Annotated in this window: 24 protein-coding genes; 11 read left to right on the forward strand and 13 right to left on the reverse strand. The window is 72.0% G+C overall.

Features of this window, described 5'->3' with window-relative positions; genetic code table 11:
- Positions 1–157: 157 nt before the first annotated feature.
- Positions 158–1,636, reverse strand: a complete 1,479-nt coding sequence (locus AB0L89_RS38790; protein ID WP_365152278.1) for a M1 family metallopeptidase — start codon at positions 1,634–1,636, stop codon at positions 158–160.
- 221 nt (positions 1,637–1,857) lie between these two features.
- On the opposite strand from AB0L89_RS38790, the gene AB0L89_RS38795 reads away from it, so the two are divergent.
- Entirely contained in the window at positions 1,858–2,010 is a 153-nt protein-coding gene (locus AB0L89_RS38795; RefSeq protein ID WP_365152280.1) for an SCO1431 family membrane protein, read from the forward strand.
- Here the strand turns inward: AB0L89_RS38795 and AB0L89_RS38800 are convergent.
- The 3 genes from AB0L89_RS38800 to AB0L89_RS38810 all read right to left on the reverse strand — a co-directional run bounded on the left by AB0L89_RS38800 (position 1,988) and on the right by AB0L89_RS38810 (position 4,514).
- A complete protein-coding gene (locus tag AB0L89_RS38800; RefSeq protein ID WP_365152282.1) occupies positions 1,988–2,932 on the reverse strand; it encodes a hypothetical protein in 945 nt (314 codons plus the stop codon). The genes AB0L89_RS38795 and AB0L89_RS38800 overlap by 23 nt on opposite strands.
- Complete coding sequence (locus AB0L89_RS38805; protein WP_365152382.1) at positions 2,929–3,834, reverse strand: DUF6114 domain-containing protein; 906 nt, start codon at positions 3,832–3,834, stop codon at positions 2,929–2,931. Before AB0L89_RS38805 ends, AB0L89_RS38800 begins: the two co-directional genes overlap by 4 nt.
- A gap of 65 nt (positions 3,835–3,899) precedes the next feature.
- The gene (locus AB0L89_RS38810) at positions 3,900–4,514 is read right to left on the reverse strand and encodes a DUF6230 family protein (RefSeq protein WP_365152284.1); all 615 of its coding nucleotides are present in this window, start codon (positions 4,512–4,514) and stop codon (positions 3,900–3,902) included.
- Positions 4,515–4,656: 142 nt separating this feature from the next.
- Between AB0L89_RS38810 and AB0L89_RS38815 the strand changes: the two genes are divergently transcribed.
- Positions 4,657–5,280: a TetR/AcrR family transcriptional regulator gene (locus AB0L89_RS38815; protein ID WP_365152285.1), complete on the forward strand. Its 624-nt coding sequence runs from the start codon at positions 4,657–4,659 to the stop codon at positions 5,278–5,280.
- Between the two features lie 54 nt (positions 5,281–5,334).
- On the opposite strand, the gene AB0L89_RS38820 is transcribed toward AB0L89_RS38815, so the two are convergent.
- Positions 5,335–6,591, reverse strand: a complete 1,257-nt coding sequence (locus AB0L89_RS38820) for a glycoside hydrolase family 18 protein (protein ID WP_365152287.1) — start codon at positions 6,589–6,591, stop codon at positions 5,335–5,337.
- 347 nt (positions 6,592–6,938) lie between these two features.
- On the opposite strand from AB0L89_RS38820, the gene AB0L89_RS38825 reads away from it, so the two are divergent.
- On the forward strand, positions 6,939–8,105 hold the full coding sequence (locus tag AB0L89_RS38825) for an acyl-CoA dehydrogenase family protein (RefSeq protein ID WP_365152289.1): 1,167 nt from the start codon (positions 6,939–6,941) through the stop codon (positions 8,103–8,105).
- Here AB0L89_RS38825 and AB0L89_RS38830 read toward each other — a convergent pair.
- Positions 8,068–8,529: a hypothetical protein gene (locus tag AB0L89_RS38830; RefSeq protein WP_365152388.1), complete on the reverse strand. Its 462-nt coding sequence runs from the start codon at positions 8,527–8,529 to the stop codon at positions 8,068–8,070. The genes AB0L89_RS38825 and AB0L89_RS38830 overlap by 38 nt on opposite strands.
- 383 nt (positions 8,530–8,912) lie before the next feature.
- Here AB0L89_RS38830 and AB0L89_RS38835 point away from each other — a divergent pair, with 383 nt between their 5' ends.
- Both AB0L89_RS38835 and AB0L89_RS38840 read left to right on the forward strand, forming a co-directional pair.
- Positions 8,913–10,040: a hypothetical protein gene (locus tag AB0L89_RS38835; protein WP_365152291.1), complete on the forward strand. Its 1,128-nt coding sequence runs from the start codon at positions 8,913–8,915 to the stop codon at positions 10,038–10,040.
- 29 nt (positions 10,041–10,069) lie between these two features.
- Positions 10,070–11,170, forward strand: a complete 1,101-nt coding sequence (locus tag AB0L89_RS38840) for a phosphotransferase family protein (protein WP_365152293.1) — start codon at positions 10,070–10,072, stop codon at positions 11,168–11,170.
- A 1-nt stretch (position 11,171) separates the two neighbouring features.
- On the opposite strand, the gene AB0L89_RS38845 is transcribed toward AB0L89_RS38840, so the two are convergent.
- Complete coding sequence (locus tag AB0L89_RS38845; RefSeq protein ID WP_365152295.1) at positions 11,172–11,600, reverse strand: hypothetical protein; 429 nt, start codon at positions 11,598–11,600, stop codon at positions 11,172–11,174.
- Positions 11,601–12,062: 462 nt separating this feature from the next.
- On the opposite strand from AB0L89_RS38845, the gene AB0L89_RS38850 reads away from it, so the two are divergent.
- The 4 genes from AB0L89_RS38850 to fxsA all read left to right on the forward strand — a co-directional run bounded on the left by AB0L89_RS38850 (position 12,063) and on the right by fxsA (position 16,253).
- Positions 12,063–12,503, forward strand: a complete 441-nt coding sequence (locus tag AB0L89_RS38850; protein WP_030789227.1) for an Lrp/AsnC family transcriptional regulator — start codon at positions 12,063–12,065, stop codon at positions 12,501–12,503.
- Between the two features lie 88 nt (positions 12,504–12,591).
- Positions 12,592–14,256 (forward strand): amidohydrolase, encoded by a 1,665-nt coding sequence (locus AB0L89_RS38855; RefSeq protein WP_365152297.1) that lies wholly within the window; start codon positions 12,592–12,594, stop codon positions 14,254–14,256.
- 534 nt (positions 14,257–14,790) lie between these two features.
- Positions 14,791–15,582: a polyprenol monophosphomannose synthase gene (locus tag AB0L89_RS38860; RefSeq protein ID WP_055697904.1), complete on the forward strand. Its 792-nt coding sequence runs from the start codon at positions 14,791–14,793 to the stop codon at positions 15,580–15,582.
- A 95-nt stretch (positions 15,583–15,677) separates the two neighbouring features.
- Positions 15,678–16,253 (forward strand): FxsA family membrane protein, encoded by a 576-nt coding sequence (gene fxsA / locus AB0L89_RS38865; RefSeq protein ID WP_365152299.1) that lies wholly within the window; start codon positions 15,678–15,680, stop codon positions 16,251–16,253.
- 217 nt (positions 16,254–16,470) lie between these two features.
- Here the strand turns inward: fxsA and AB0L89_RS38870 are convergent, their stop codons facing one another.
- From AB0L89_RS38870 to AB0L89_RS38885, 4 genes are all read right to left on the reverse strand, one after another.
- On the reverse strand, positions 16,471–16,845 hold the full coding sequence (locus AB0L89_RS38870) for an RNA polymerase-binding protein RbpA (RefSeq protein ID WP_030360404.1): 375 nt from the start codon (positions 16,843–16,845) through the stop codon (positions 16,471–16,473).
- 256 nt (positions 16,846–17,101) lie between these two features.
- A complete protein-coding gene (locus AB0L89_RS38875) occupies positions 17,102–18,454 on the reverse strand; it encodes an MFS transporter (RefSeq protein ID WP_365152302.1) in 1,353 nt (450 codons plus the stop codon).
- A gap of 46 nt (positions 18,455–18,500) precedes the next feature.
- The gene (locus tag AB0L89_RS38880; protein ID WP_365152304.1) at positions 18,501–19,268 is read right to left on the reverse strand and encodes a glycerophosphodiester phosphodiesterase; all 768 of its coding nucleotides are present in this window, start codon (positions 19,266–19,268) and stop codon (positions 18,501–18,503) included.
- Positions 19,265–20,041: a hypothetical protein gene (locus AB0L89_RS38885; protein ID WP_365152306.1), complete on the reverse strand. Its 777-nt coding sequence runs from the start codon at positions 20,039–20,041 to the stop codon at positions 19,265–19,267. Before AB0L89_RS38885 ends, AB0L89_RS38880 begins: the two co-directional genes overlap by 4 nt.
- Between AB0L89_RS38885 and AB0L89_RS38890 the strand changes: the two genes are divergently transcribed.
- Entirely contained in the window at positions 20,040–21,539 is a 1,500-nt protein-coding gene (locus AB0L89_RS38890; protein ID WP_365152308.1) for a PLP-dependent aminotransferase family protein, read from the forward strand. The two genes, AB0L89_RS38885 and AB0L89_RS38890, sit on opposite strands and share 2 nt — an antisense overlap.
- Before the next feature lie 40 nt (positions 21,540–21,579).
- On the opposite strand, the gene AB0L89_RS38895 is transcribed toward AB0L89_RS38890, so the two are convergent.
- Together AB0L89_RS38895 and AB0L89_RS38900 are read right to left on the reverse strand one after the other, a co-directional pair.
- Positions 21,580–23,151 (reverse strand): hypothetical protein, encoded by a 1,572-nt coding sequence (locus AB0L89_RS38895; protein WP_365152310.1) that lies wholly within the window; start codon positions 23,149–23,151, stop codon positions 21,580–21,582.
- A gap of 37 nt (positions 23,152–23,188) precedes the next feature.
- The gene (locus AB0L89_RS38900; RefSeq protein ID WP_018534760.1) at positions 23,189–23,383 is read right to left on the reverse strand and encodes a hypothetical protein; all 195 of its coding nucleotides are present in this window, start codon (positions 23,381–23,383) and stop codon (positions 23,189–23,191) included.
- A gap of 274 nt (positions 23,384–23,657) precedes the next feature.
- Between AB0L89_RS38900 and AB0L89_RS38905 the strand changes: the two genes are divergently transcribed.
- Positions 23,658–24,050, forward strand: a complete 393-nt coding sequence (locus AB0L89_RS38905; RefSeq protein ID WP_365152312.1) for an ankyrin repeat domain-containing protein — start codon at positions 23,658–23,660, stop codon at positions 24,048–24,050.
- Positions 24,051–24,130: the final 80 nt, after the last annotated feature.

A 24,130-nucleotide genomic window follows, 5' to 3' on the forward strand; every position in this document is an offset into this window, starting at 1 on the left:
CCTATCTGGACGGACCACGTCCCTGTGGAGCCACCCGAACATACGACCGCGCACAACCGCCGGTGCCGGGCTTCACGAAGCGGTGCCCAGAAATGTTTCGCCCACCTGCCCGTCAGGTCTTGTCAAAGGTGCCCTTGAGGTCCTTTCGGCGTGCCCGTCAGGTCGCCGGATCCACGACCCAGTCCGGATGGCCCGGCATCGGCGGCGTCTTCGGCCCGTACAGCCAGGGGCGCAGGAAGTCCGACAGGTCCTCGCCCGCGACCTTCGACGCCAGGTCGATGAACTGCTGCGTGTCGGCCGTGCGGCCCTTGAAGCCGCTCACCCAGGCCCGCTCGATCTTCTGGAACGTCGCGTCGCCGACCTGCTCGCGCAGCGCGTACAGGACCAGCGCCGAGCCGTCGTAGCGCATCCGCTTGAAGAGGTTCGGCTCGGTGGGCTCGGCGGGCGCGCCGAAGTCGCGGCGCCAGATGTCGTGGTTCTGGTAAGCGGTCTTCATCGCCGCCTCGAAGCTGTCGCCGCCGTGCTGCTCGGAGTACTCCCGCTCGTAGAAGCGGGCGTGCCCTTCGCTCAGCCACAGGTCGGACCACGACTTCAGGGCCACGCTGTCGCCGAACCACTGGTGGGTGAGCTCGTGCACCATGTTCCGCTCGGCGTCGACCTTCGTGCCCAGCAGGTCGGCCTTCGGCACCAGCGAGAGCGTCTGCGTCTCCAGGGCGACGCCGAGGTCGGTGTCGCCGACGAGCAGCCCGTAGCGGTTGAAGGGGTAGGGGCCGAGCTTCTCCTCCAGCCACTTCAGATGGTCCGGCGTGAGCTTGCGGTACTCGGCGGTCGGCTCGACCAGTGCGTCGGGGACGACGTCACGCAGCGGCAGTCCGCCCGGACCCTCGCCGTCGACCAGTTGGAACTTGCCGACCGCCAGCTGCACCAGCTGCGTGGACAGCGGCTGCTCGGAGTCGTACGTCCACTGCACCCGCCCGTCGGGCCGGGCGACGCGCGAGACCAGCTTGCCGTTGGCCACCGCCGTGCGGTCGCCCGGCGTATTGATCCGGAAGGTGATCGGCGCGCGCTGGCTCGGATGGTCGTTGGCCGGGAAGATCAGCCGGGCGCCGTTCGGCTGGGGGTAGACCACCGTGCCGTCGGGCGTGGGTATCCAGCCGTAGTCCTCGATCGCGTCGTCGCGGTGCCGGGTCTGCGTCGGGTCGGCCGTGTACGTCACCTTGACCGTGAAGGAACTGTCCTTCGGTATCGGCGACTTGGGCGTGACCGTCAGCTCGTCGCCGGCGCGTGACGTACCGGCCTCGGACCCGTTCACGGTGACGGTGTGCAGGGTGTTGCCGCCGAAGTCCAGGTTGAAGCGCGACAGCGCCTGCGTGGAGTGTGCCCTGATCGTCGTCGCGGCCTCGAACGGCGTCTTCGGCGCCTGCCAGTCGAAGTCCAGGTAGTACCGGTCCACCCGGTACCCGCCGTTCCCGTCCAGCGGGAACATCGGGTCGCCGAGGCCGGGTGCGCCCGGCGACGGCTTCTCGGCGCCCGCCGGCGCGGCCTGCGAGACCGGTGCGGTGAGGGCGGCCGCCGCGGTGATCGCGGCCGCGAGGGCGAGCCGCGCTCTGCGGCGGTGCGTCCGGTTCGTGCTCATCGGGAACCTTTCGGTCGGATGCTGCGCGGACGTACGGCGACTCCCGCCATCGGCGACAGTCGTGTTCCGTCTTAGACGCACAGCAGTCCGTCTCAGTTGTGGGTGACCAAGGTCTCTCCCGCAACCGCGCGTCCGGCTGGCAAGGTGGAGGGGTGTTTGTGGGGGGAAACCACAACCGCTCGCGGGGCCGTGCCCCGCCGGACGAACATCAGCGAGATGCCATGACCGCGACCTCTGCCATCGCACCCCAGACCCGCGCGACCGCCCGCACCGGCGGCCCCGAGGAGGACGGACCGAACGTCCTGGAGCACCTCGCGGGCTGGACCCTCGTCGTCGTCCTGGCGATGCTCGTCACGCAGATCGGTCTGCTGTGACCCCGCTCCCGTAGCCCTTGCCGTCCTTGCCGTTCTCGTCGGCCTGGTCGTCTCCGTCGTCGAGGCCGGCCCGCCAGTGCCGCCCCGGCACGCCCACCAGGCCGTACAGCCACCGCACCGGCGAGCGCCCGTGCAGCAGCACGACGCCCGCCACCACCGCGAAGAGCGGCAGGCCGAGCCAGCCGCCGAGCAGGCGCACCAGCGCGCTCGCCAGGAGCGCGCCCGCGAACGGCAGGCCGTGGACGCCGGCCCCCGCGATGGCGACGGCGAGGATCCGCGGCACCTTGCGGTCCTCGTCGGCGCCCGGCAGCGACCAGCCCTCCAGGAGCCAGCCGATCTCGGTCGCCAGCATGGTCCCGATCACCGCGGCACCGAAGAGCAGCAACGCCAGGAATGTCCCGGATGTCAGGAAGTCCAGGAGATGGTTGACGACGCTGTCCTTGGGCCAGTCGGCGAAGTCGCGGGCCCCGGGGGAGAGGAAGCGCTCGTACCCCCGGCCGTCCCAGCCGTGGATCAGCGTCCCGAACAGCAGGAAGTAGCCGCCCACGCACTGCAGGTAGGCCCAGTAGCCCGCGCCCACCAGGACCAGGGACTGCGCCACCAGGAACCCGAGGATCGCGGCGACCGGGATCCCGCCCGCGTAGAACAGGACGAAGCCCGCCCACACGCCCGCGTGGCCGCTCGCGACGTGCATGGTCGCCCAGGAGGGGTTCTGCCAGAGCAGGAAGAGCCCCGTCGGCACCATCAGGACGGCGGCGAAGAGCGCCGTGAGCGCGAGGTAGGGGTTGGCGGCGCGGCTGCGGGTGCGCGGTCCCTCACCCGCGTTGATCCGCTCCCACACCTGGAGCTGCCGCCCGGCGGAGAGGGCGAACGTCGCGCCGACCGCGTACGCCCAGAAGAGCGCGGCCTGGATCTGGATCATGCCGAGGCCTTCAGGGAGAGCCCGCCCGCCACGATGGAGTCCGAGGTCACCAGGGCCTGTTCGGCGCTGACGTCCGTCATGAAGACGAACGGCGGCACGACGGGCGGCACCGGCAGCTTGTCGGGCGTGAAGGTGAGGCAGAGGATGCCCTCAAGGCACCCCTTGAACTTGGTGAGATAGAGCGTGACCCGGCCGTCCAGCTCCAATGTGTCCGCGCCCAGGGCGAGTTCCTCACGGCCGTCCCGCGTCCTGAGCCGGTAGTCGGTGAGCGAGGCGGCGTTCATCCGCAGCACCATGACCTTCAGCGGGCCGTCCGCGGTCGGGATCTCGGTCACGCCCGCCAGCAGGAAACCCTTCGGCGCGAAGAGCGTCGTGGTGACGGTCGGCGGCACGCGCGCCGCCGTGATCGCCTCCGCGGGTGCCGCCCGCGCCGGGCCGCCCTGCAGGGCGATGCCCGCGACGATCGCCACGGGCAGCAGCACGCCGAGGGTCCGGGTGCCCTGTCCGTCGCGCACCCGGGGCCGCGCCGGGTCGTCCTCGGCGTCCTCGGGCACCGGCGTCCAGCCGAACCCCATGGCGCTGCCCGCGATGCCCAGGAGCATGCCGACGAGGAACCCGCCGAGGTTGGTGGCCGCGAACGAGAGCACCGACAGGATCAGGGCGTTGACGCTCACATAGTGGTGCGTGTGCGGCAGCAGCCACAGGAAGAGCCCGGCCACGACCAGCGCGATCCCGATGCCGAGCGCCGCGAGCCCGCCGAGCCCCAGGCTGACGAGCACGGTCAGCGGGGACAGCGGGACCAGGAGCAGTTCGGCCCCGCCGAGGATCAGCAGCAGCCCGCCCCAGAACGGCCGGGTGCGCCGCCATCTGCGGACCGTCCGGCGCTGTTCGGGCCAGGGCAGGCGCCGGTCGAGCCAGCCGCCGCCATCCCTGCGGAAGGCCTTGACGCCGCCTCTGCCGCCGCCGGTCAGAAGCACTTCTTGCCGCCGATGCTGACATCGACCTTCATGCCCTTGAGCCGGAAGTTGCCGCCGGTCGCCGACCAGGCGTGCGACTTCACGCCGGACACCGTGATGTCACCGGCCTGGAGTCCGAACTTGCCCTTCTCGCCCTTGACCCCGGGTACTTCGTCGAGGGTCGAGGCGTCCCGGCCGATCTGTGCGGTGCCGAAGCGGGCGTCGCCCACCAGGTCCTCGCCGTCGATGACGAGGTTGCTGGCGGTGACGTTGCCCGCCTCGCCGCCCGCGGTCAGCTTGAACACGACGGTGCCCACCGGGGTCTTGACCTCGGCGGCCTGGCAGATGTCGGAGAGGGTCGCGTCACCGATCCCGAGGAGCGCCACGGGGTGCCCCTTGCCGTCGATGTCCCGGTCCGTCTGGACGTACGAGGACAGGCCCTGGCTCGTCAGCTTGCCGGACGAGACCTGGAAGCTGGTGCCCGAGACGGCGAAGGACGCGGCGAGCGCGCCCTCGGCCATCACGGAGGCCATCACGCCGACGGCCAGGACGGCCGGCACGGCCACCACGGCCGTCTTCTTCCAGGAGGTTCTGCCCTCGCGTAACGCGGTGCGTGCTGTGCCCACTGTCTTCCTCCCGTACGTCGTTCCGCGTCGTCAAGCGTGCGTAAGGGGAGTGCGTGAAGCTCCAACGGGAGCGGGACCGGCACAGGGCACCGTTCTGCCATACTGCGGACCATCCCGAGGCAGTTGGAGACTAGGGCCGAAATTGAATAATAGTCAACAGCGCGGTACGGACCGCTCCACGGCACGTCGCGCCGAACTCATCGCCATCGGCCGGAAGTTGTTCGCCGACACGTCCTACGACGCCCTGTCGATGGACGACATCGCCAAGCAGGCGGGCGTCGCCAAAGGGCTGATCTACTACTACTTCAAGTCCAAGCGCGGCTACTACCTCGCGATCGTCGAGGACTCCGTCGCCGACCTGGTCGCACGGGCCGGACGCCACGACGACCTGCCGCCCGTGGACCGCGTCCAGCGCACCGTCGACGGCTATCTGCGCTACGCCGAGCACCACCAGGCCGCGTACCGCACGATCATCAGCGGCGGCGTCGGCTTCGACGCCGAGGTGCACGCCATACGCGACGGGGTGCGCGAGGCGCTGATCGGGACGATCGCCGAGGGGGCGTACGGCCGCAGGGACATCCCGCGGCTGGCGCGCACCGCGCTGCTCGGCTGGCTGTGCAGCGTCGAGGGCGTCACCCTCGACTGGATCGGCCACCACGACCTGCCGCGCGAGCGTGTCTGCGCCCTGCTGGTGCGGACCCTCGGGGACACGCTGCGCGTCATCGAGGACTTCGAGCCGTCCTACCCCGCGCCGGCGCGCCCATGAGAACGGGGCGGGAGCCGCCGACCGGCTCCCGCCCCGAGTCCTGCGCGACCAGGGTCAGTTGATGGCCTTGATCAGCTCACCGTTGGACGTGTCCCCGCTGAGCTCCCAGAAGAAGGTGCCGCCGAGGCCCTGCTGGTTCTTGTAGTCCATCTTCCCCGCGATGGTCGCCGGGGTGTCGTAGCTCCACCAGTTGGTCCCGCAGTGCGCGTACGCGGTCCCGCCGACCGTGCCGTTGGCCGGGCACTTGGTCTTCAGTTCCTTGTAGTCGTCGATGCCCTGCTCGTACTTGCCCGCGGCCGGACCGGTCGCGGTGCCGCCGGGCTCCTTCTGCGTGACGCCCGTCCAGCCGCGCCCGTAGAAGCCGATGCCGAGCAGCAGCTTCTCGGACGGGATCCCGAGGCCCTTCAGCTTCTTGATCGTGGCGTCGGAGTTCCAGGACTCCTTCGGGATGCCGCTGTAGGAGGTCAGCGGCGAGTGCGGGGCGGTCGGGCCCTTCGCGTCCCAGGCGCCGAAGAAGTCGTACGTCATGGGGTTGTACCAGTCGACGTACTGGGCCGCGCCCGCGTAGTCGGCGGCGTCGATCTTGCCGCCGTCCGAGCCGTCCGCCGGGATGGCCGCGGTCACGAGGTTGTTCGCGCCGAACTTCGAACGGACCGCAGACATCAGGCTCTTGTAGGCCTCGCGCCCGCTCGTGTCGCACGTCAGACCGCAGGCGTTGGGGTACTCCCAGTCGATGTCGATGCCGTCGAAGACATCGGCCCACTTGGAGTTCTCGACCAGGTCGTAGCAGGACTGGGCGAAGGCCGCGGGGTTCTTGGCCGCCTCGGTGAACCCGCCCGACCAGGTCCAGCCGCCGAACGACCAGAGGACCTTGAGGTCGGGGTGCTTCTTCTTCAGCTTGCGCAGCTGGTTGAAGTTGCCCCGCAGCTCCTGGTCCCAGGTGTCGGCGACGCCGTCGACGGACTGGTCGGCGGTGTAGGCCTTGTCGGTCGCCGCGTAGGCGTCGCCCATCGTGCACTTGCCGCCCTGGACGTTGCCGAAGGCGTAGTTGATGTGCGTGAGCTTGTCGGCCGAGCCGGAGGTGTCGATGTTCTTGACGTGGTAATTCCGGTCGTAGACACCCCATTCGGTGAAGTATCCGACGACCTTGTTCCCGGCGGCCGCCTCGGCCTTCGCGGTCTTCGCCGCGCCGGAGTTCTGGTCGGCCGCCGCGCTGCCGGCGCCGGCCAGCAGGCCCGCGCCGAGGACGGCGCAACAGGTGGTGGCGAGCAGCGCCTTGAAGCCGGTGCGGTGGGTGTGCGGTCTGAACATCGTGTCTCCTCGTGGGGGGAAACAGGGAGGGGGGAAGTGGTGCTGTGGACCTGCGCATGAGACTTGGCATGAACGCGTTAAGACGTTCGGGGGAACAGTAGGAGGACTAGACCAGTGCGGTCAATGGTTCGTACCAATCCCGCCGGGATGAACGATCTTCGGCTATCTTTCGAGTAAGCGGTCGTTAACTAGTGACTGGCTGCCGTCGATCGGGCATACTCAACGCGCCACAGCCGCTGGTCAGCCGCTTCCGTGACCCGGAACCAGGCCCCGGCTCGGCATCGTTTCCCGGCGGCCCCGCCCCACCCAGTGCGGAGCCGTCGTAGCCCGACAGGGAGGAGAGCGTCATGCCCGACCACACCCCGGTGGACCGCCAGCTGCCCACGGATGAGGCCAGGGATCTGCTCTCGCTCGTCCGGGACATCGCGCAGCGCGAGATCGCCCCGAAGGCCGCCGAGGAGGAGGACGCCGGACGCTTCCCGCGCGAGGTCTTCTCCCTGCTCTCGGAGTCCGGTCTGCTCGGACTGCCCTACGACTCCGAGTTCGGCGGCGGCGACCAGCCGTACGAGGTCTACCTCCAGGTCCTGGAGGAGCTCGCCGCCGCGCGCCTGACCGTCGGCCTCGGCGTCAGCGTCCACTCCCTGTCCTGCCACGCGCTGGCCGGGTACGGCACCAAGGAGCAGCGGACCGAGCACCTGTCCGCCATGCTCGGCGGCGGCCTCCTCGGCGCGTACTGCCTCTCCGAGCCCTCCTCCGGCTCCGACGCCGCCTCGCTGCGCACCAAGGCCGTCCGCGACGGCGACGACTGGGTGCTCACCGGCACCAAGGCCTGGATCACGCACGGCGGCGTCGCCGACTTCTACACCGTCCTGGCCCGCACCGGCGGCGAGGGCGCGCGCGGCATCACGGCCTTCCTGGTGCCGGGCGACGCCGAGGGGCTGAGCGCCGCGGTGCCCGAGAAGAAGATGGGCATGAAGGGCTCGCCCACCGCGCAGGTCCACTTCGACGGCGTGCGCGTGGCCGATTCCCGCCGTATCGGCGACGAGGGCCAGGGCTTCGCCATCGCGCTCTCCGCGCTCGACTCGGGGCGGCTCGGGATCGCGGCCTGCGCGATCGGCGTGGCCCAGGCGGCGCTGGACGAGGCGGTCTCGTACGCCACCGAGCGGCGCCAGTTCGGCCGGCCGATCGCGGACTTCCAGGGGCTCCGCTTCATGCTCGCGGACATGGCGACGCAGATCGAGGCGGGCCGGGCGCTCTATCTGGCGGCGGCCAGGCTCCGTGACGCGGGCCGGCCCTTCTCCAAGCAGGCGGCCATGGCCAAGCTGCTGTGCACGGACGCCGCGATGAAGGTGACGACGGACGCCGTGCAGGTGCTCGGCGGATACGGCTACACCCTGGACTTCCCCGTCGAGCGCCTCATGCGCGAGGCCAAGGTGCTGCAGATCGTCGAGGGCACCAATCAGATCCAGCGGATGGTCATCGCACGTCACCTAGCGGGTCCCGACTCGCGCTGAACTGGCCCCGGTGCACCGGCGGCGCCACGAGCCGGGCCCACTCCGGGTCGTGGCAGCCGGGCAGGGTGCGGCCGCGGTCGGCCCAGTGGCCGATCAGGGCGCGGTAGATCGGCGGGTCCTGGAGATGCGCCGGCTGGACGTGCGGCGGCTGGGGGAGAGGCTGCGGGAGGGGCTGCGGGCGCGGCGGGTGGAACTGCTGGTGCGCCGCCTGGTGGAGCTGCTGGTGCCCTTGGTATGCCTGATGCCCCTGGTGTGCCTGGGGGTGCGGCTGGTGGGACGCGTGCGGCTGGTGGTGCGGCGGAGGCTGCTGGGGCCGCTGGGGAACCGATTCTGCGGAGGCGGGCACCGTCACCAGGGTGCGCCGCCGGTGGCCGGTGGGGAGGTGGCTCGGGCCCATGTCCGTGCCCATGTCCGTGGGGGTCATGTCAGGGCAACGCCCGTCGCCGTGCCGAAGTCACCCTCGGGTTGATTCGAGCGTCAGTTCACGGCGCGTCCGTGCGGCGCGACGGTCGTGGGCGAGGGCGGCGGGGCGGGCCCGCGCCGGGGCGGACGTACGGCATGTCGTAGGGGACGTCGTACGGGATGCCCTACGAGATGTCGTACGCACCAGGAGTGCGCCCGCGGCACACGGGAAACGGGCCCGCGAGGATCGTCGTACGCACCCGGAACCCGCCCCCGCGGTCCCGGGGAACGCGGGCTGACACGTGTCTGGCTCCGTCTGCAGAACTGACGTACCGTCAACTCCGCGCCGGAGGGCCCCGCGCCTCCCGCCACCCCTGAACTGCCGTGCATCCAGGGAGGTTTGCTGTGGCAGACGACCGTCCGGTCCCGCTCGACGAATACCCCGTGCACCAGGTGCCGCTCTCCATGAAGCACGTCGCCACCGGCGACCGCAACGCCTACGACCGGTGCATCTTCCACCTCTTCGACCACCAGGGCCGCGCGCTGCTCATCCTCGGCCTCGGCGTCTATCCGAACACCGGCGTCATCGACGCGTACGCCACCCTGCGCATCGGCGACACGCTCCATGCCGTACGCGCCAGCGACGCCCTCGGCGAGGACCGGATGAACCTCTCCGTCGGACCGCTGCGCATCACCGTCGACGAGCCGCTGCACCGCATCCGCCTGGAGTGCGCCGCCGACCCGGGCGAGTCCGGCTCCCTCTCCTACGACCTCACCTGGGCCGCCGACTTCCCCGCCCTGTGGGAGCCGCACCACCTCCAGCGGCGCGGCGACCGGCTCAGCCTCGAAGGCCGCCGCTTCGTGCAGGCGGGCCGCCCGAGCGGGGTGATCCGCGCGGGCGGCCGGGAGATCTCCGTGGCGGCGGGGGAGTGGACCGCGACCCGCGACCGCAGCTGGGGCGTGCGACCCATCCCCGGCGAGGAACGCGGGCGTCTGGAGGAGGAGTTCGCCACCGAGGGCTTCCACTGGATCTGGTGCCCGGTGCGCTTCGAGGACCGCTTCCTGATGGTCGTCGTCCAGGAGGACGCCGACGGCTACCGCACCCTCAACGACGCCACCCTGGTGCGCCCCGGCCTGCCCGACCGCCAACTCGGCTGGCCCCAGGCCGACATCGCCTACCGCTCCGGCACCCGTCACCCCGAGCGCGCCGTCGTCCACCTCACCGACCCCGATGGCCGCAAGCCCCTGGAGCTCGGCGTCGAGGTGCTCGCCTCGCTGCCGCTGGCCGTGGGCGCCGGATACCCGCCCGCCGACGACTGGCAGCACGGCACCTGGCGCGGCCGCGACTGGACCGACCGCCGCACCTACGACCTGGCGGACCCGGCCGCCCACCCGCTGGCCGCGTACGGCGTCATCGACCACGCCGCGCGCTTCACCCTGAACGGGCGGACGGGCTACGGGATCTTCGAGCACGGCAGCTTCGGCCGCCACGACCCGAGCGGGTTCACCGGATTCGACTCCACGGCGCCCTGAGCACCCGGGCCGGAGGAAGGAGCACGGACATGGCAACGGCACCCCGCCCCCGCACCACCACCCGCGAACCCGAAGAGCTGGCCCGCCGCCTCACCGCCTGGCTCGACACCCGGCTGCCCGGCGCCAAGGCGGTCGACGTGACCGTCCCCGAGTCGAACGGCATGTCCAGCGAGACCCTGCTCTTCGCCGTCGAGCACCCCGAACCGCCGCTCAGGGACTGCGCGTTGCGGCTCGCGGCCGACCCCGCCGCGTACACGATCTTCCCCGTCTACGACATGCCGCGGCAGTACCGCACGATGCGGCTCGTCGCCGAGCGCACCGACCTGCCGGTGCCGCGCGTGCTGTGGCTGGAGGAGGACCCGGGCCCGCTCGGCGCGTCCTTCTTCGTCATGGAGCGCGTCGCGGGCCGCGTCCCGCCGGACGTCATGCCCTACACGTACGAGGGAAACTGGCTGTACGAGGCGAGCGACGCCGAACGCGCCCACCTGGAGGCCGCCTCCGTGCGGATCCTCGCCCGCCTGCACGACCACGTGCCGGCCGACGCGGCGCACTTCCTCGCCCTGCCCGGCGAGGGCGGCCCGCTGCGCCGCCACGTGACGGCCCAACGCGCCTACTACGACTGGGTGGTGAGCGGACTGCCCCGCTCACCCCTCATCGAGGGCGCGTTCGACCGCCTGGAGGAGCTGTGGCCGCGCACCGAGGGCGAGGCCGTCCTCAACTGGGGCGACGCGCGCATCGGGAACATCGTCTACGACGGCTTCGAGCCCGCCGCCGTCCTCGACTGGGAGATGGCGGCGCTCGCCCCGCGCGAGGTCGACCTCGGCTGGATGGTCTATCTCCACCGCTTCTTCCAGGACCTGACGGTGAGCTTCGGCCAGCCGGGGCTGCCGGAGTTCCTGCGCCGCGACCACATCGAGGAGGCGTACGCGCGGCTCACCGGGCACACCCCGCGGGCCATGGAGTTCTACACGCTCTACGCGGCGCTCAGGCACGCCGTCGTCATGCTGCGCGTCGCCTACCGCCAGGTCCACTTCGGCGAGGCCGAGGCGCCCGCGACCGCCGAGGCCGCGGACAGGCTGATCCTGCACCACGGCAGTCTGACCGCCATGGTGCAGGGCAGCTACTGGTGAGTCAGGCGGCGGGCCGGTGCTGTGTCGGCACGCGGATGGGCCGCGAGCCGGGACCGCCCACGTGCGAGAAGGGCTGGGTCCGCCAGTCGAGCCCCTGAGGGAGCGTCAGGAGCAGGGCGGTGTCCTGCTCCTGGGCCTCCATCGAGTCGTCGGCGGGCCTGGCCTCGGCCGCGGCGCGACCGGTGCCGGCGCAGACCGTCAGGCCGAACGGATTCCACGGGGTCGGGCACAGCGCGTGCTCGGGCAGGACGTCCTCGTCGGCGAGGAGCGCGATGGGCTGCCCGCAGTCGGGGCAACTCACCCGGTACATCTCGAAGGTGTCGTAGGCGTCCAGAAGGTCGTCGGCCGGTTCGACGCCCTCCGGCTCGGGCTCGGCGATCGGCTGCTGCTTGACGCGGGCAGACCTGCCGGGGCGCTTCAAATTCTGCATGGGAATCTCCCCCTCGGGTGGGCCGACAAGGCGCTGCGGCCTCGACCACAGCAAGCACTTCCCGCCACGCGGGGGAGGTAATCGCGGCTGCCCGCTGGACACGGCCATAAGCGTGTGTCGTTCGTCACATGCCAAGGGGAGTTGCCTGGCCAACGGGGGTGCGGAAGGTGCCGCGCGCCGGGGGGAGCCGCCCGGTCACAGGCCTCCGGCGACCGTCGCGTACTGCTCGGCGCAGAACACGATGAACCCCACGCACCCCGTGAACAGGGCCCCGATGGCAAGCGCCGTCATCCGCCTCATCGACCGTCACTTCCTCTCGGCGCGCGCCCCGTCGGTGGTCCGCGCCCGCCCCTCCATGCTCCGCCCCCGGCCGCCCGCGGGAGCGCGCCGAAGGTCACCGGTGCGCGGGACCTTCGGGCGCTCAGGTATCCGGGGGGATCAAGAGCCCTGTAGGTTCGGCGCATGGAGGAGCTGGACCGACAGATCGTGCAGCTGCTCGTCAAGGACGGGCGGATGAGCTACACCGACCTGGGCAAGGCCACGGGCCTGTCCACGTCGGCCGTGCACCAGCGGGTGCGCCGGCTGGAGCAGCGCGGCGTCATCCGCGGCTATGCCGCGGTCGTCGACCCCGAGGCCGTCGGGCTGCCGCTCACGGCGTTCATCTCGGTGAAACCCTTCGACCCGAGCGCCCCCGACGACATCGCCGAACGCCTCGCGGGCGTCCCGGAGATCGAGGCGTGCCACAGCGTCGCCGGTGACGAGAACTACATCCTCAAGGTGCGCGTCGCCACCCCGCTGGAGCTGGAGCACCTCCTCAGCCGCCTGCGCGCCCTCGCCGGCGTCTCCACGCGCACGACGGTCGTGCTCTCCACTCCGTACGAGGCGCGCCCGCCGCAGGTCTGACGGCCCGCCTCCGTACCGACCGCCCGTTTCCGGTCCGGCCGGCCACCCCCGGGTCCGGCCGCCCCCGCGCAGGGGCGAGACTGGTCCCATGAGCCAGAGCACCGCCCCCCAGGACTCCCCGGACCCCCAGGACCGCGACCCCCGGGATCCGCAGAACCACCGCACCGTGCTGCTGCGCGGCGGCGACGTCCACAGCCCCGCCGATCCGTTCGCGACCGCGATGGTCGTCGAACGCGGTCAGATCGCGTGGGTCGGTTCCGAGGGGGCGGCGGACGCCTTCGTCGACGGCGTCGACGAGGTCGTCCACCTCGAAGGAGCCCTGGTCACCCCGGCGTTCACGGACGCCCACGTGCACACCACGGCCACCGGGCTCGCGCTGACGGGACTCGACCTGACCGGGGCCCGCTCCCTCGCGGACGCGCTCGTTCTCGTCCGCGAACACGCCGCCGCGCGCCCGCACGACACCGTCCTGCTCGGCCACGGCTGGGACGCCGCCCGCTGGCCCGGCGGCCGCCCGCCCACGCGCGCGGAGCTCGACGAGGCGACCGGCGGCCGGCCGCTCTACCTCTCCCGCATCGACGTCCACTCCGCCGTCGTCACCACCGCGCTGCTCGACCTGGTCCCCGGCATCACCGGGCGCACCGGCTTCCAGCCGGACGCCCCGCTGACCGCCGACGCCCACCACGGCGTGCGCGCCGCCGCCCTCGCCGCGATCACCCCGCTCCAGCGCACGGAGGCCCAGCGCGCCGCCCTCGGGCGCGCCGCCTCGCTCGGCATCGGCTCCGTGCACGAGTGCGCGGGCCCCGACATCTCCGACGAGGACGACTTCACGGGGCTGCTGCGGCTCGCCGCCGAGGAGGCAGGGCCGCGCGTCGTCGGCTACTGGGCCGAGGCGGACGTCGCGCGGGCCCGGGAGCTCGGCGCGGCCGGCGCCGCCGGTGATCTCTTCGTGGACGGCGCCCTCGGCTCGCACACCGCCTGCCTCCACGAGCCGTACGCCGACGCCGCCCACACCGGCCGGGCCTACCTGGACACCGCCGCCGTCACCGCCCACGTCGTGGCGTGCACCGAGGCGGGCCTGCAGGCGGGTTTCCACGCCATCGGGGACGCCGCGGTGACCTCCGTGGTCGAGGGCGTCCGCGCGGCCGCCGAGAAGGTCGGCTCGGCCCGTGTCCGCGCCGCCAGGCACCGCGTCGAGCACGCCGAGATGCTCACCCCCGAGACGATCGCCGCCTTCGCCGAGCTCGGCCTCACGGCGTCCGTGCAGCCCGCCTTCGACGCGCTGTGGGGCGGCGAGGAGGGCATGTACGCCCAGCGCCTCGGCGCCGAGCGGGCCCGCACCCTCAATCCTTACGCGGCCCTCCTGCGCGCCGGTGTGCCCCTCGCGTTCGGCTCCGACAGCCCCGTCACACCGCTCGACCCCTGGGGCACGGTCCGCGCCGCCGCCTTCCACCGCACCCCCGAGCACCGCGTCTCGGTGCGCGCCGCGTTCACCGCGCACACCCGGGGCGGCTGGCGGGCCGTGGGCCGCGACGACGCGGGCGTCCTGGTGCCGGGCGCGCCCGCGGACTACGCCGTGTGGCGCACCGCCGATCTGGTGGTCCAGGCCCCGGACGACCGGGTGGCCCGCTGGTCGACCGACCCGCGCTCGGGCACCCCCGGCCTCCCGGACCTGTCGCCCGGCGCCGAACTGCCCGTCTGCCTGAGCACCGTGGTGGCCGGCCGGCCGGTCTTCGTGGGGCCGGACGAGTGATGTCCCGGCGGTGCGCGGCACGGATCATGGTCCGCCGCCGCGTCGCACGACCTGGGAATCCTCGGCACTGACCTGGTGGTCTCGGCGATCGCCCCAGTTCAGGGGGGTATTGACAGATTGCCGCCGTGGGCCGGTAGGTTCGGCCGGGTCCACCACAGGACGTCCGACCGGCGAACCTCCACGTGGTCGTCGAACGCCGCTGGGTCATGGGTGGTGTGCCGCACCGGCGCACCACCACTGGGAGCCAGGTCCAGCGCCCGCGACGCGGAGGCGAGGGAACGTATCAGCCGGCCGGCAGGTGTGACCCGGGTCGGGCCCGGACGCTCAGTAGACAACGGCTTTCGGTCGATCCGCAGCCAGCGGGTCCCAGGTCGGCCCGAAGGGCGCCGGGCCCCGATCCGCAGTACTTCCTCCCGTCGCGTGCGGTACTTCTCCCGTACATGACGGGCACTTCGCCCCTGACCTCCGTGCCGCCGCAGCGGCGCAGGCCGCGGCCATTATGGTGGTCCTCTGCGTACGAACGAAGGGGCAGTAGTGAACGACGGCGGCGGGGTCTCCGAAGCGGGGGACCAGGGGAGGCGGTTCGGCTCGCTCGGCACGGCCTTGGTGATCATTCCGACCTACAACGAGGCGGAGAACATCCAGTCCATCGTCGGCCGGGTGCGGGCCGCCGTGCCGGACGCGCACGTCCTGGTCGCCGACGACAACAGCCCCGACGGCACCGGCAAGATCGCCGACGAGCTCGCGGCCGACGACGACCAGGTCCACGTGCTGCACCGCAAGGGCAAGGAGGGGCTGGGCGCCGCCTACCTCGCGGGCTTCCGCTGGGGCCTGGAGAACGACTACGGCGTGCTCGTCGAGATGGACGCCGACGGCTCCCACCAGCCCGAGGAGCTGCCCCGGCTGCTCACCGCGCTCAAGGGCGCCGACCTCGTGCTCGGCTCGCGCTGGGTGCCGGGCGGACGGGTCGTCAACTGGCCCAAGCACCGCGAGTTCATCTCCCGCGGCGGCAGCACGTACTCGCGCCTCCTGCTGGACGTGCCGATCCGCGACGTGACGGGCGGCTACCGCGCCTTCCGCCGCGAGACCCTCGAAGGCCTCGGACTCGGCGAGGTCGAGTCGCAGGGGTACTGCTTCCAGGTCGACCTCGCGCGGCGCGCGGTCAAGGCGGGCTACCACGTCGTCGAGGTGCCGATCACCTTCGTCGAGCGGGAGCTCGGCGACAGCAAGATGAGCCAGAACATCGTGGTCGAGGCGCTGTGGCGGGTCACCGCGTGGGGCGTCGGGGAGCGCGTCGGCAAGGTCATCGGCCGCAAGCAGCCGTGAGCGCGGCCGGGGGACGGCCTTCTTGATCGTCGAGGTCCGGCGTTCTTGATCATCCCCTTATCCCGGACTGAGGCGGGCCCAGGCACACTGGGAGCATGACGACTGGCGCACCGCCTCCCATCCGACCCGCCCGGCCCCGGCGCTCCGGGCCCCTGAGGTTCCTGCCGCTCGGCATCGCCGCGTGGCTGGTCCTGGAAATCTGGCTGCTCACCGTCGTGGCGGGCGCCACGAGCGGGTTCGTGGTCTTCCTGCTCCTGGTGGGCGGCCTCGTGCTCGGTTCCGCGGTGATCAAGCGGGCGGGGCGCAAGGCCTTCCGCAGGCTCAGCGAGGCGGTGCAACAGCAGCAGGGCGGGATCACGCCCACCCCGGACTCGGGCGGCGGCAGCGCCCTGACGATGCTGGGCGGCCTGCTGATCATCCTGCCCGGACTGATCTCGGACGCCCTCGGGCTGATCCTCCTGATCCCGCCGGTCCAGAAGGCGCTCGGGAAGTTCGCGGAGCGGACCTTCGAGCGCAAGGTGCGCGAGGCGACCCCCGGCGGGCTCGGGGACGCCTTCCAGCAGGCCCGTATGCACCGCCCCGACGGCAAGGTCGTCCAGGGCGAGGTCATCAGGGACGACGAGCCGGGGACGCGGAGCCCGCGCCCGGACGATCCGCAGCTGCCGCGCTGATGCCGAGGGCCCACTGATGCCACGGGCGCACTGATTCACCGCGTGCCGGGCCCGATCCCGTCGGGTCCGGCACCGGAGGTTGCGCTTCCGGCGCTTCCGGCGGGGGACGCGAAGGGTCTGTACGGCGAAAGAACGCGCAAGGGCCGGGGCCACTGCTCAGCAGTGGCCCCGGCCCTTTATGCGTGATGCGTTGTGCGGTACCCCGCGCTGTTCGCCGTCAGGCGGACTTGCGGCTGTCCCGCGGATGCACCGCGATGTTCATCGCGCCGGACCGGAGGACCGCCAGGCGCTCCTCCAGGACCTCCTCGAGTTCTTCTCGAGTACGGCGCTCCATGAGCATGTCCCAGTGCGTACGCGCCGGCTTGCCCTTCTTCTCTTCGGGGCCGTCCCCGTCCACGAGGAGTGCCTGGGCCCCGCAGACCTTGCACTCCCACTCCGGCGGAATTTCCGCCTCGACCGAGAACGGCATCTCGAAACGATGTCCGTTCTGGCATGCGTACTCCACGGCCTGGCGCGGGGCCAGGTCGATGCCGCGGTCGGTCTCGTAGCTTGTCACCACGAGACGCGTGCCGCGAAGAGCTCGCTCACTCATGAATCGTGCCTCCCGGGCTTGTCGCCCACAGGACAGGTGTCGCTGTCGTCGTCATCCGGTCAACGTCCGGTCGGCGGTAAAGATTCCCGTTCAGGGTCATGCGTCGCCGTCGTATGCCGCCCCTTGTTGTACCCACCAGCGCCCGGTTTGTCACATCTGGCAGCAGATGTCACCCAGCGTTTCTGAATCTTCAGCTCGCAGTAACGGTCCGCCTGGCAGGCCAAAGGCGTACACTACCGGCCTTTGGCTTCAGTTGCTAAATCCGATCGGGTACGGGATTTCCCGCGTCCCGCACCGCTTGCCGCACCGGAACCCGGGCAAGCAGGGCGAACCCGATCAGAAAGAACGCCACGAGCGAGAGAATCGCGTCCCGGTAGCTGCCGGTGAGCTGATACGTGAGGCCGAAGATCATCGGTCCCAGCCAGGACATGCCGCGGTCGCTCATCTCGTACGCGGAGAAGTACTCCGCCTCCTTGCCGCGCGGCACCAGATGCGAGAAGAGCGAGCGGGACAGCGCCTGGCTGCCGCCGAGGACCAGGCCGATCCCCGCGGCGAGCACGAAGAACCACACGGGCACCCCCGCGGGTAGGAAGTACCCCGCCCCGATCGTCACCGTCCACGCCACCAGCGAGCCCAGGATGGTGCGCTTGGCGCCGTACGTCCGGGCGAGCCGCCCCATGGCGAGCGCCCCGGCGACCGCGAGCACCTGCACCAGCAGCACCGCCACGATCAGCGTGGACTGGTCGAGTCCGAGCTCCTCCGAGCCGTACACGGACGCCTGCGAGATCACCGTCTGCACCCCGTCGTTGTAGACGAGGTACGCGAGCAGGAACGCCAGCGTGTGCGGATGCCGGCGCATGTCCCGCACCGTGGCCGCCAGCTGCCGCCACCCGCCCCGCGCCGACGCCCCGGCCTCGGCCACCGGCCTCCGGCGGTCCCGCAGCCGCTTCAGGGGTACGAGGGTGAAGGCACCCCACCACAGGCCCGCCGAGGCCAGACAGATGCGGACCGCCGTCGCCTCGGAGACGCCGAAGCCGTCGTGGGCGAGGAACAGGACGAGGTTCGCCACGAGGACCAGGGCGCCCGCCGCGTAGCCGAAGGCCCAGCCGCGCGAGGAGACCGCGTCGCGCTCCTCCGGAGGCGCGATCTGCGGCAGATAGGAGTTGTAGAGCACCGTGGAGACGGCGAGCGAGGAGTTGGCGACGATCAGCAGGAAGCCGCCGAGGAGATAGCGGTCGCCGTCCAGGAAGAACATCCCGGCCGTCGCGGTCGCCCCCAGATAGGCGGACACGGCGAGCAGCGGCTTCTTGCGGCCCGTGCGGTCGGCGGCCGCGCCCGCCAGCGGCATCACGAAGACCGAAAGGATCACGGACGCGGACACCGCGTACGCGAAGAAGGAGCCCGCGCTGACCGGGATGCCCAGCGGGTGCACGTATCCGTCCGCGTCCGCGGCGGTCTTCGCGATCTCCGTGAGGTAGGGCCCCAGGAACACGGTCAGGACGCTCGTCGAGTAGACCGAGCAGGCCCAGTCGTAGAAGTACCAGCCCCGTTGTTCCCGGCGCCGCTCGGCGACCTCGTCGTCCGCTGTTCGCACGGTGTCGGTGCCCACCCGTGACCTCGCTGTTCCCCGTGGTGCGATGCCGCCCGCGGGGCGGTCAGACCCAGGTCCCCCGGTCCTTGAGCACCTCGCGCAGCGTCTCGATGTGATCGGAAACTATGCCATCCACGCCCAGGTCGAGAAGGGCCCTCATGCGGTCGGCGTCGTTCACCGTCCACACGTGGACCTGCATCCCGCGCGCGTGGGCGGCCCGCACGAAGCGCCGGTCGACCACCCGGATCCCGCCGTGCGTCTCGGGCACCTGGGCGCAGACGGCCGAGCGGCGCGGGGCGGTGGGCACGCCGTAGGACAGCAGGCGCAGCGCCGCCACGCCCCGTGTGCCCAGGGAGGTGGCCAGGCGGGGGCCCGCAAGGCGCTGGGCCCTGGCCACGCGCGCCTCGGAGAACGAGCCGACGCAGACGCGGTCCCAGGCGTCCGCGCGGCGGAGCAGGTCGAGCAGCGGGCGCAGCGCCGGCTCGGCCTTCACGTCCACGTTCCAGCGGACCTCGGGGAACGCCTCCAGGAGCTCGTCGAAGAGGGGCACCGGTTCGCTGCCCGCCACGCGCGCCCGCCGCACCTCGCTCCAGGGGAGGTCGACGATGCGCCCGCCGCGGTCGGTCACCCGGTCCAGCGTGGCGTCGTGGAAGGCGACGAGACGGCCGTCGGCCGTGGCGTGCACATCGGTCTCGATGTAGCGGTAGCCCAGGTCGACGGCGCGCCGGAAGGCCGCGGCGGTGTTCTCCAGGCCGTCGGCGGCCCCGCCCCGGTGGGCGAGGGCGAGCGGACCCGGCTGGTCGAGATAGGGGTGGCGTACGCGGGTGGTCACCGCTGCAGTATCGCCTGCTCCGATGGACCGCCGGAGGCGACGACCCCTCCCGCGGCGGTCGTGGGGATGGCGAAGCGGCGCAGGAAGAACTGGGCGAGCGGGCCGATGGACAGGGCGTACAGGACGGTGCCGACGCCCACGGTGCCGCCGAGCGCGAAGCCGGTGACGACCACCGCCACCTCGATCAGCGTCCGCATCAGACGGATGGAGCGTCCGGTCCTCTGGTGCAGGCCCGTCATCAGGCCGTCCCGGGGGCCAGGACCGAAGGCGGCCGCGATGTAGAGGCCGGTCGCCGCGCCGTTCAGGACGATCCCGGCCACCAGGAGGGGGACGCGCAGGGCCAGGCCGTGCGCGTCGGGGAGCAGCGCGAGCGCGCCGTCCATGGCCAGGCCGACGACGAAGACGTTGGAGACCGTGCCGAGGCCGGGCCGCTGCCTGAGCGGGATCCACAGCAGCAGGACGGCGGCCCCGATGACGATCGACACGACGCCGATCGAGAGCCCCGTCAGCTCCGCGAGGCCCTGGTGCAGTACGTTCCACGGCTCCAGGCCGAGCCCCGACACCACGAGGAGCGCCGAGCTCACGCCGTACAGCGCGAGGCCCACGTACAGCTGCGTGATTCTCCGGGGCAGATGCCGCTTCGTCGCCTCAGGTGTCGTGCCGGACAAGAGGTTCCCCCTGCTGGTGGTGGTAGTGGCCTGACCCGTGACACTCTGTGGCTTGTACAGAGGAGCCAACCATGGCCAATTCGGGGAAGGTGGACTGGTAATCATGGCTCAGTGGACTTCGGCGATGGGCTCGACGCAGCTCGCCCGCCTCCTCGCCTCCCAGCAGGACCGTCCGGCGGGCTCGGGCAGCCGCCGTCCGCCCGCCTACCGCGCGCTCGCCGACGGCATCCGGCTGCTCGTGCTGGAGGGCCGCGTGCCCGTCGCCGCGCGGCTGCCCGCGGAGCGGGAGCTCGCCCTCGCCCTCGCCGTCAGCCGCACCACGGTGGCCGCCGCCTATGAGGCGCTGCGTACGGAGGGGTTCCTGGAGTCCCGCAGGGGAGCGGGCAGCTGGACCGCCGTCCCGGCCGGCAACCCCCTGCCCGCGCGCGGCCTCGAACCGCTGCCGCCCGAGGCGCTCGGCTCCATGATCGACCTGGGCTGCGCGGCGCTGCCCGCGCCCGAGCCCTGGCTCACCCGGGCCGTCCAGGGCGCCCTCGAAGCGCTGCCGCCCTACGCCCACACGCACGGCGACTACCCGGCAGGACTGCCCGCGCTGCGCGAGATGCTCGCCGAGCGCTACACCGCGCGCGGGATCCCCACGATGCCCGAGCAGATCATGGTGACGACCGGCGCGATGGGCGCCATCGACGCGATCTGTCATCTCTTCGCGGGCCGCGGCGAGCGCATCGCCGTCGAGTCCCCCTCGTACGCCAACATCCTCCAGCTGATGCGCGAGGCCGGCGCCCGGCTCGTCCCCGTCGCGATGGCCGAGGGGCTCCAGGGCTGGGACATGGACCGCTGGCGCCAGGTCCTGCGGGACGCGGCGCCCCGGCTCGCCTATGTCGTGGCGGACTTCCACAACCCCACCGGCGCGCTCGCGAGCGAGGACCAGCGCAGGCAGCTGGTCGAGGCGGCCCGCTCGGCCGGGACCGTCCTCGTCGTCGACGAGACGATGAGCGAGCTCGGGCTCGACCCGGACCTCGCCATGCCGCGCCCCGTCTGCGGCTTCGACCCCGCGGGCTCCACCGTCATCACCGTCGGCTCGGCCAGCAAGGCCTTCTGGGCGGGCATGCGCATCGGCTGGGTGCGGGCCGCCCCCGACGTGATCCGCAGCCTCGTCGCGGCGCGCGCGTACGCCGACCTCGGCACCCCGGTCCTGGAACAGCTCGCCGTGAACTGGCTCCTGAACACCGGGGGCTGGCAGGCCGCCGTCGACGTGCGCAGGGCGCAGGCCAGGGAGAACCGTGACGCGCTCGTCGCCGCCGTGCGCCGCGAGCTGCCCGAGTGGGAGTTCGAGGTGCCGAGCGGCGGGCTCACCCTGTGGGTGCGGACCGGGGGCGTCTCGGGGTCGCGGCTCGCCGAGGTGGGCGAGCGCGTGGGAGTGCGGGTTCCGTCAGGGCCGCGCTTCGGAGTGGACGGCGCCTTCGAGGGGTATGTGCGGCTGCCGTTCACCGTGGGGGGCGCGGTGGCGGAGGAGGCGGCGGTACGGCTGGCCGCGGCGGCCCGGCTCGTGGCGACGGGCGCCGGCGGGGGTGCGGAGAGCCCGCACACCTTCGTCGCCTGACGCCCGTCTCCGTAGACCTCTGGTCCAGCTCTCGGCCGGTTCAGCTCTCGGCCGGGACCGGCTCCGCCTCCGTGGCCTCCTCGGTGGCCGCGGCGTCTGCCGGAGTGCTCCGCTCCGGCAGCAGCTCCATGACGGCTCGGCGGTGCGCCTCGCTGGTCGCGTCGTCGTAGGGGTCGGGGGTCGCGGGCACCTGGAGGCGGTGCACCTGGCCCGTGCCGAGCCGGGCGTAGCCGCGGCCGGGCGGCACGTCCGCGGTGGGTGTCGTGTGCGGCGGCACCCCGAGGACCTCCTCCAGTTGGGCGGGCGTCGCCGGTCCGAGCACCACACGCGCGCGGGTGTGCTGGTGCACGGGGTCGATCAGCGCGTCCAGGCTGTCGAGCTGATCGGCCACCACGACCGTCACATTGGCCGCCCTGCCGTGCCGCAGGGGGACCTGCAGCAGCGACTGGGGGTCCTTGCGCCCGTCGGCGGCGGCGAGGTGCCCGAGCGCGCTCGGGCGGTCGAGCAGGATCCACAGCGGCCGCTTGGTGTCCTCCGGCGGCGGGTGGCCCGCCTGTCGGGCGCGGTTGGCGGAGATGAGCCTGCGCTCGGTCTCGTGCGCCGCCCATTCGAGGCTGGCGAGGGCCCCGGCGAGCCCGCACTCGATGGCCAGGACGCCGTCGCGGCCCGTCAGGCAGGCGTAGTCACCGGTGCCGCTGCCCTCGACGACGAGGATGTCGCCGTACTGCAGGGCCTGGAGGGCGATGGAGCGCAGCAGTGTGGTGGTGCCGCTGCCCGGCTGGCCCGCGACGAGCAGGTGCGGCTCGGTGGAGCGGATCCCGGTGCGCCACACGACGGGGGGCACGTCGCGCTGTTCCTCGCCGTCGGCCAGGGGGAGGGTGCGCTGCACACCGGTCTCGTCGGTGAAGCCGAGGACGGTCTCCCCGGGGGCGGTGACGAATCGCTGGGCGGCGATGTCGGTGGGCAGCGGGGCCAGCACCGTGACGGTGAGCTGGTTGCCCTCCTCGTCCCAGGCGAAGTGGTACTCGCGGCCGCGGCCCGCCTTGGCGTGCAGCAACTGCTCGATCCGCGCGCGGGACTCGGCCTCGCCGTCCGTGAAGTACGCGGGATAACGCACCACGAGACGGCAGATGCGGCCGGTGTCGTCGAAGTCGTAGGAGGGGAAGGCCTTGTCCCATTCGCCGCCGTGCGCGAAGAGCGGTGCGGGGTCCTCGGGGACCGAGAAGTACGGGACGAGCGCTTCGTAGAGGGACTGCAGCCGCTGGACCTGTGCCTCGTCCGGGCCGGTCGGCGCCGGTTCGGTGCGCTCGCGGCCGGTCCACGCGGCGGCCGCCATCACGGTGATGATCGCGAGCAGCGGCCCGTAGGGGACGAGTGCCACGACCAGCACCACGGAGGCCGCGAGGAACAGGAGCGGGCCGCGCTTGTCCTTGGGGGTGTCGGCCCACTTGCGCCGCCCGGCGGCTGCCAGCCGGCGCAGTCCACGAGTGATCGTGATCAGCGGGTGGAGAACGTCGGTGGCGCTGTCGGCTGCCGACCGTGCCAGCTCCCGGCTCCGGGCGATGGGGGCGGTGCCGTTGCTCAGAATGCGGGGGAGTGGGCGCCTTGCCACGTGGGTCTCCTGAAAGTGCGTACGAAAGGCAGGGGCGTCAGAACTTGATCCCGCCGAGGAGGCTCGCCAGGCTCGCGCCGCCGGCCTTGATGCTCGGGGCGATGGCGGTGCCCGCGAGGTAGAAGCCGAAGAGCGCGCAGACCAGCGCGTGCGAGGCCTTGAGGCCGTCCTTGCGGAAGAAGAGGAAGACGATGATTCCGAGCAGCACGACGCCTGAGATGGACAGGATCATGAGGGTTCTCCTGGTTGATGGGGACAGTCACCATGAGTTCTTCCAGGCTCACAGCATGTATCCATACGGTAAAAGGTGCAAATGGGTTAATTTCGCGAGATTTCCCCCGAATGGGGGCGGTCTGCTGGGCCATCAGGGAGGGGGTCCGGGGGGTCTCCCGTACCCTTCGTGATCTTTGCCGCGGCCGGGCCGGGTCATGTACCCGCGGGGGCAGTACCCTGTCGATTCACTCGTACGGCTGCAAAGGCGGCACACCCAGAAAGGCGGACGCCTCATGAGCGAGGCCCTCGACCCCGAGGTCGTGGAGTTGGCGACCAAGATCTTCGATCTGGCGCGCCAGGGCGACACCGCGGCGCTGGTCGCGTACGTGGACGCGGGCGTTCCGGCGAACCTCACGAACGACAGCGGCGACTCGCTGGTGATGCTCGCGGCCTACCACGGGCACGCCGAGGCGGTGAAGGCCCTCGTGGCCCGCGGCGCCGACACCAACAGTGCCAACGACCGGGGGCAGACGCCGCTCGCCGGGGCCGTCTTCAAGGGTGAGGACGCGGTGGTCCGGGCCCTCCTGGAGGGCGGCGCGGATCCGGCCGCGGGCATGCCGTCGGCCATCGACACCGCACGTATGTTCGGAAAGGTGGAGCTGCTTCAGCTGTTCGGGACCGCCTGAGCGGGGTACCTGACCAGCAACGACGGGGGCGCTGGAAATGTGGTCGCGGCGGACATGACCGCCGGGTCATCATGACGACG

The organism is Streptomyces sp. NPDC052114, assembly GCF_040680155.1.
GTDB lineage: Bacteria > Actinomycetota > Actinomycetes > Streptomycetales > Streptomycetaceae > Streptomyces.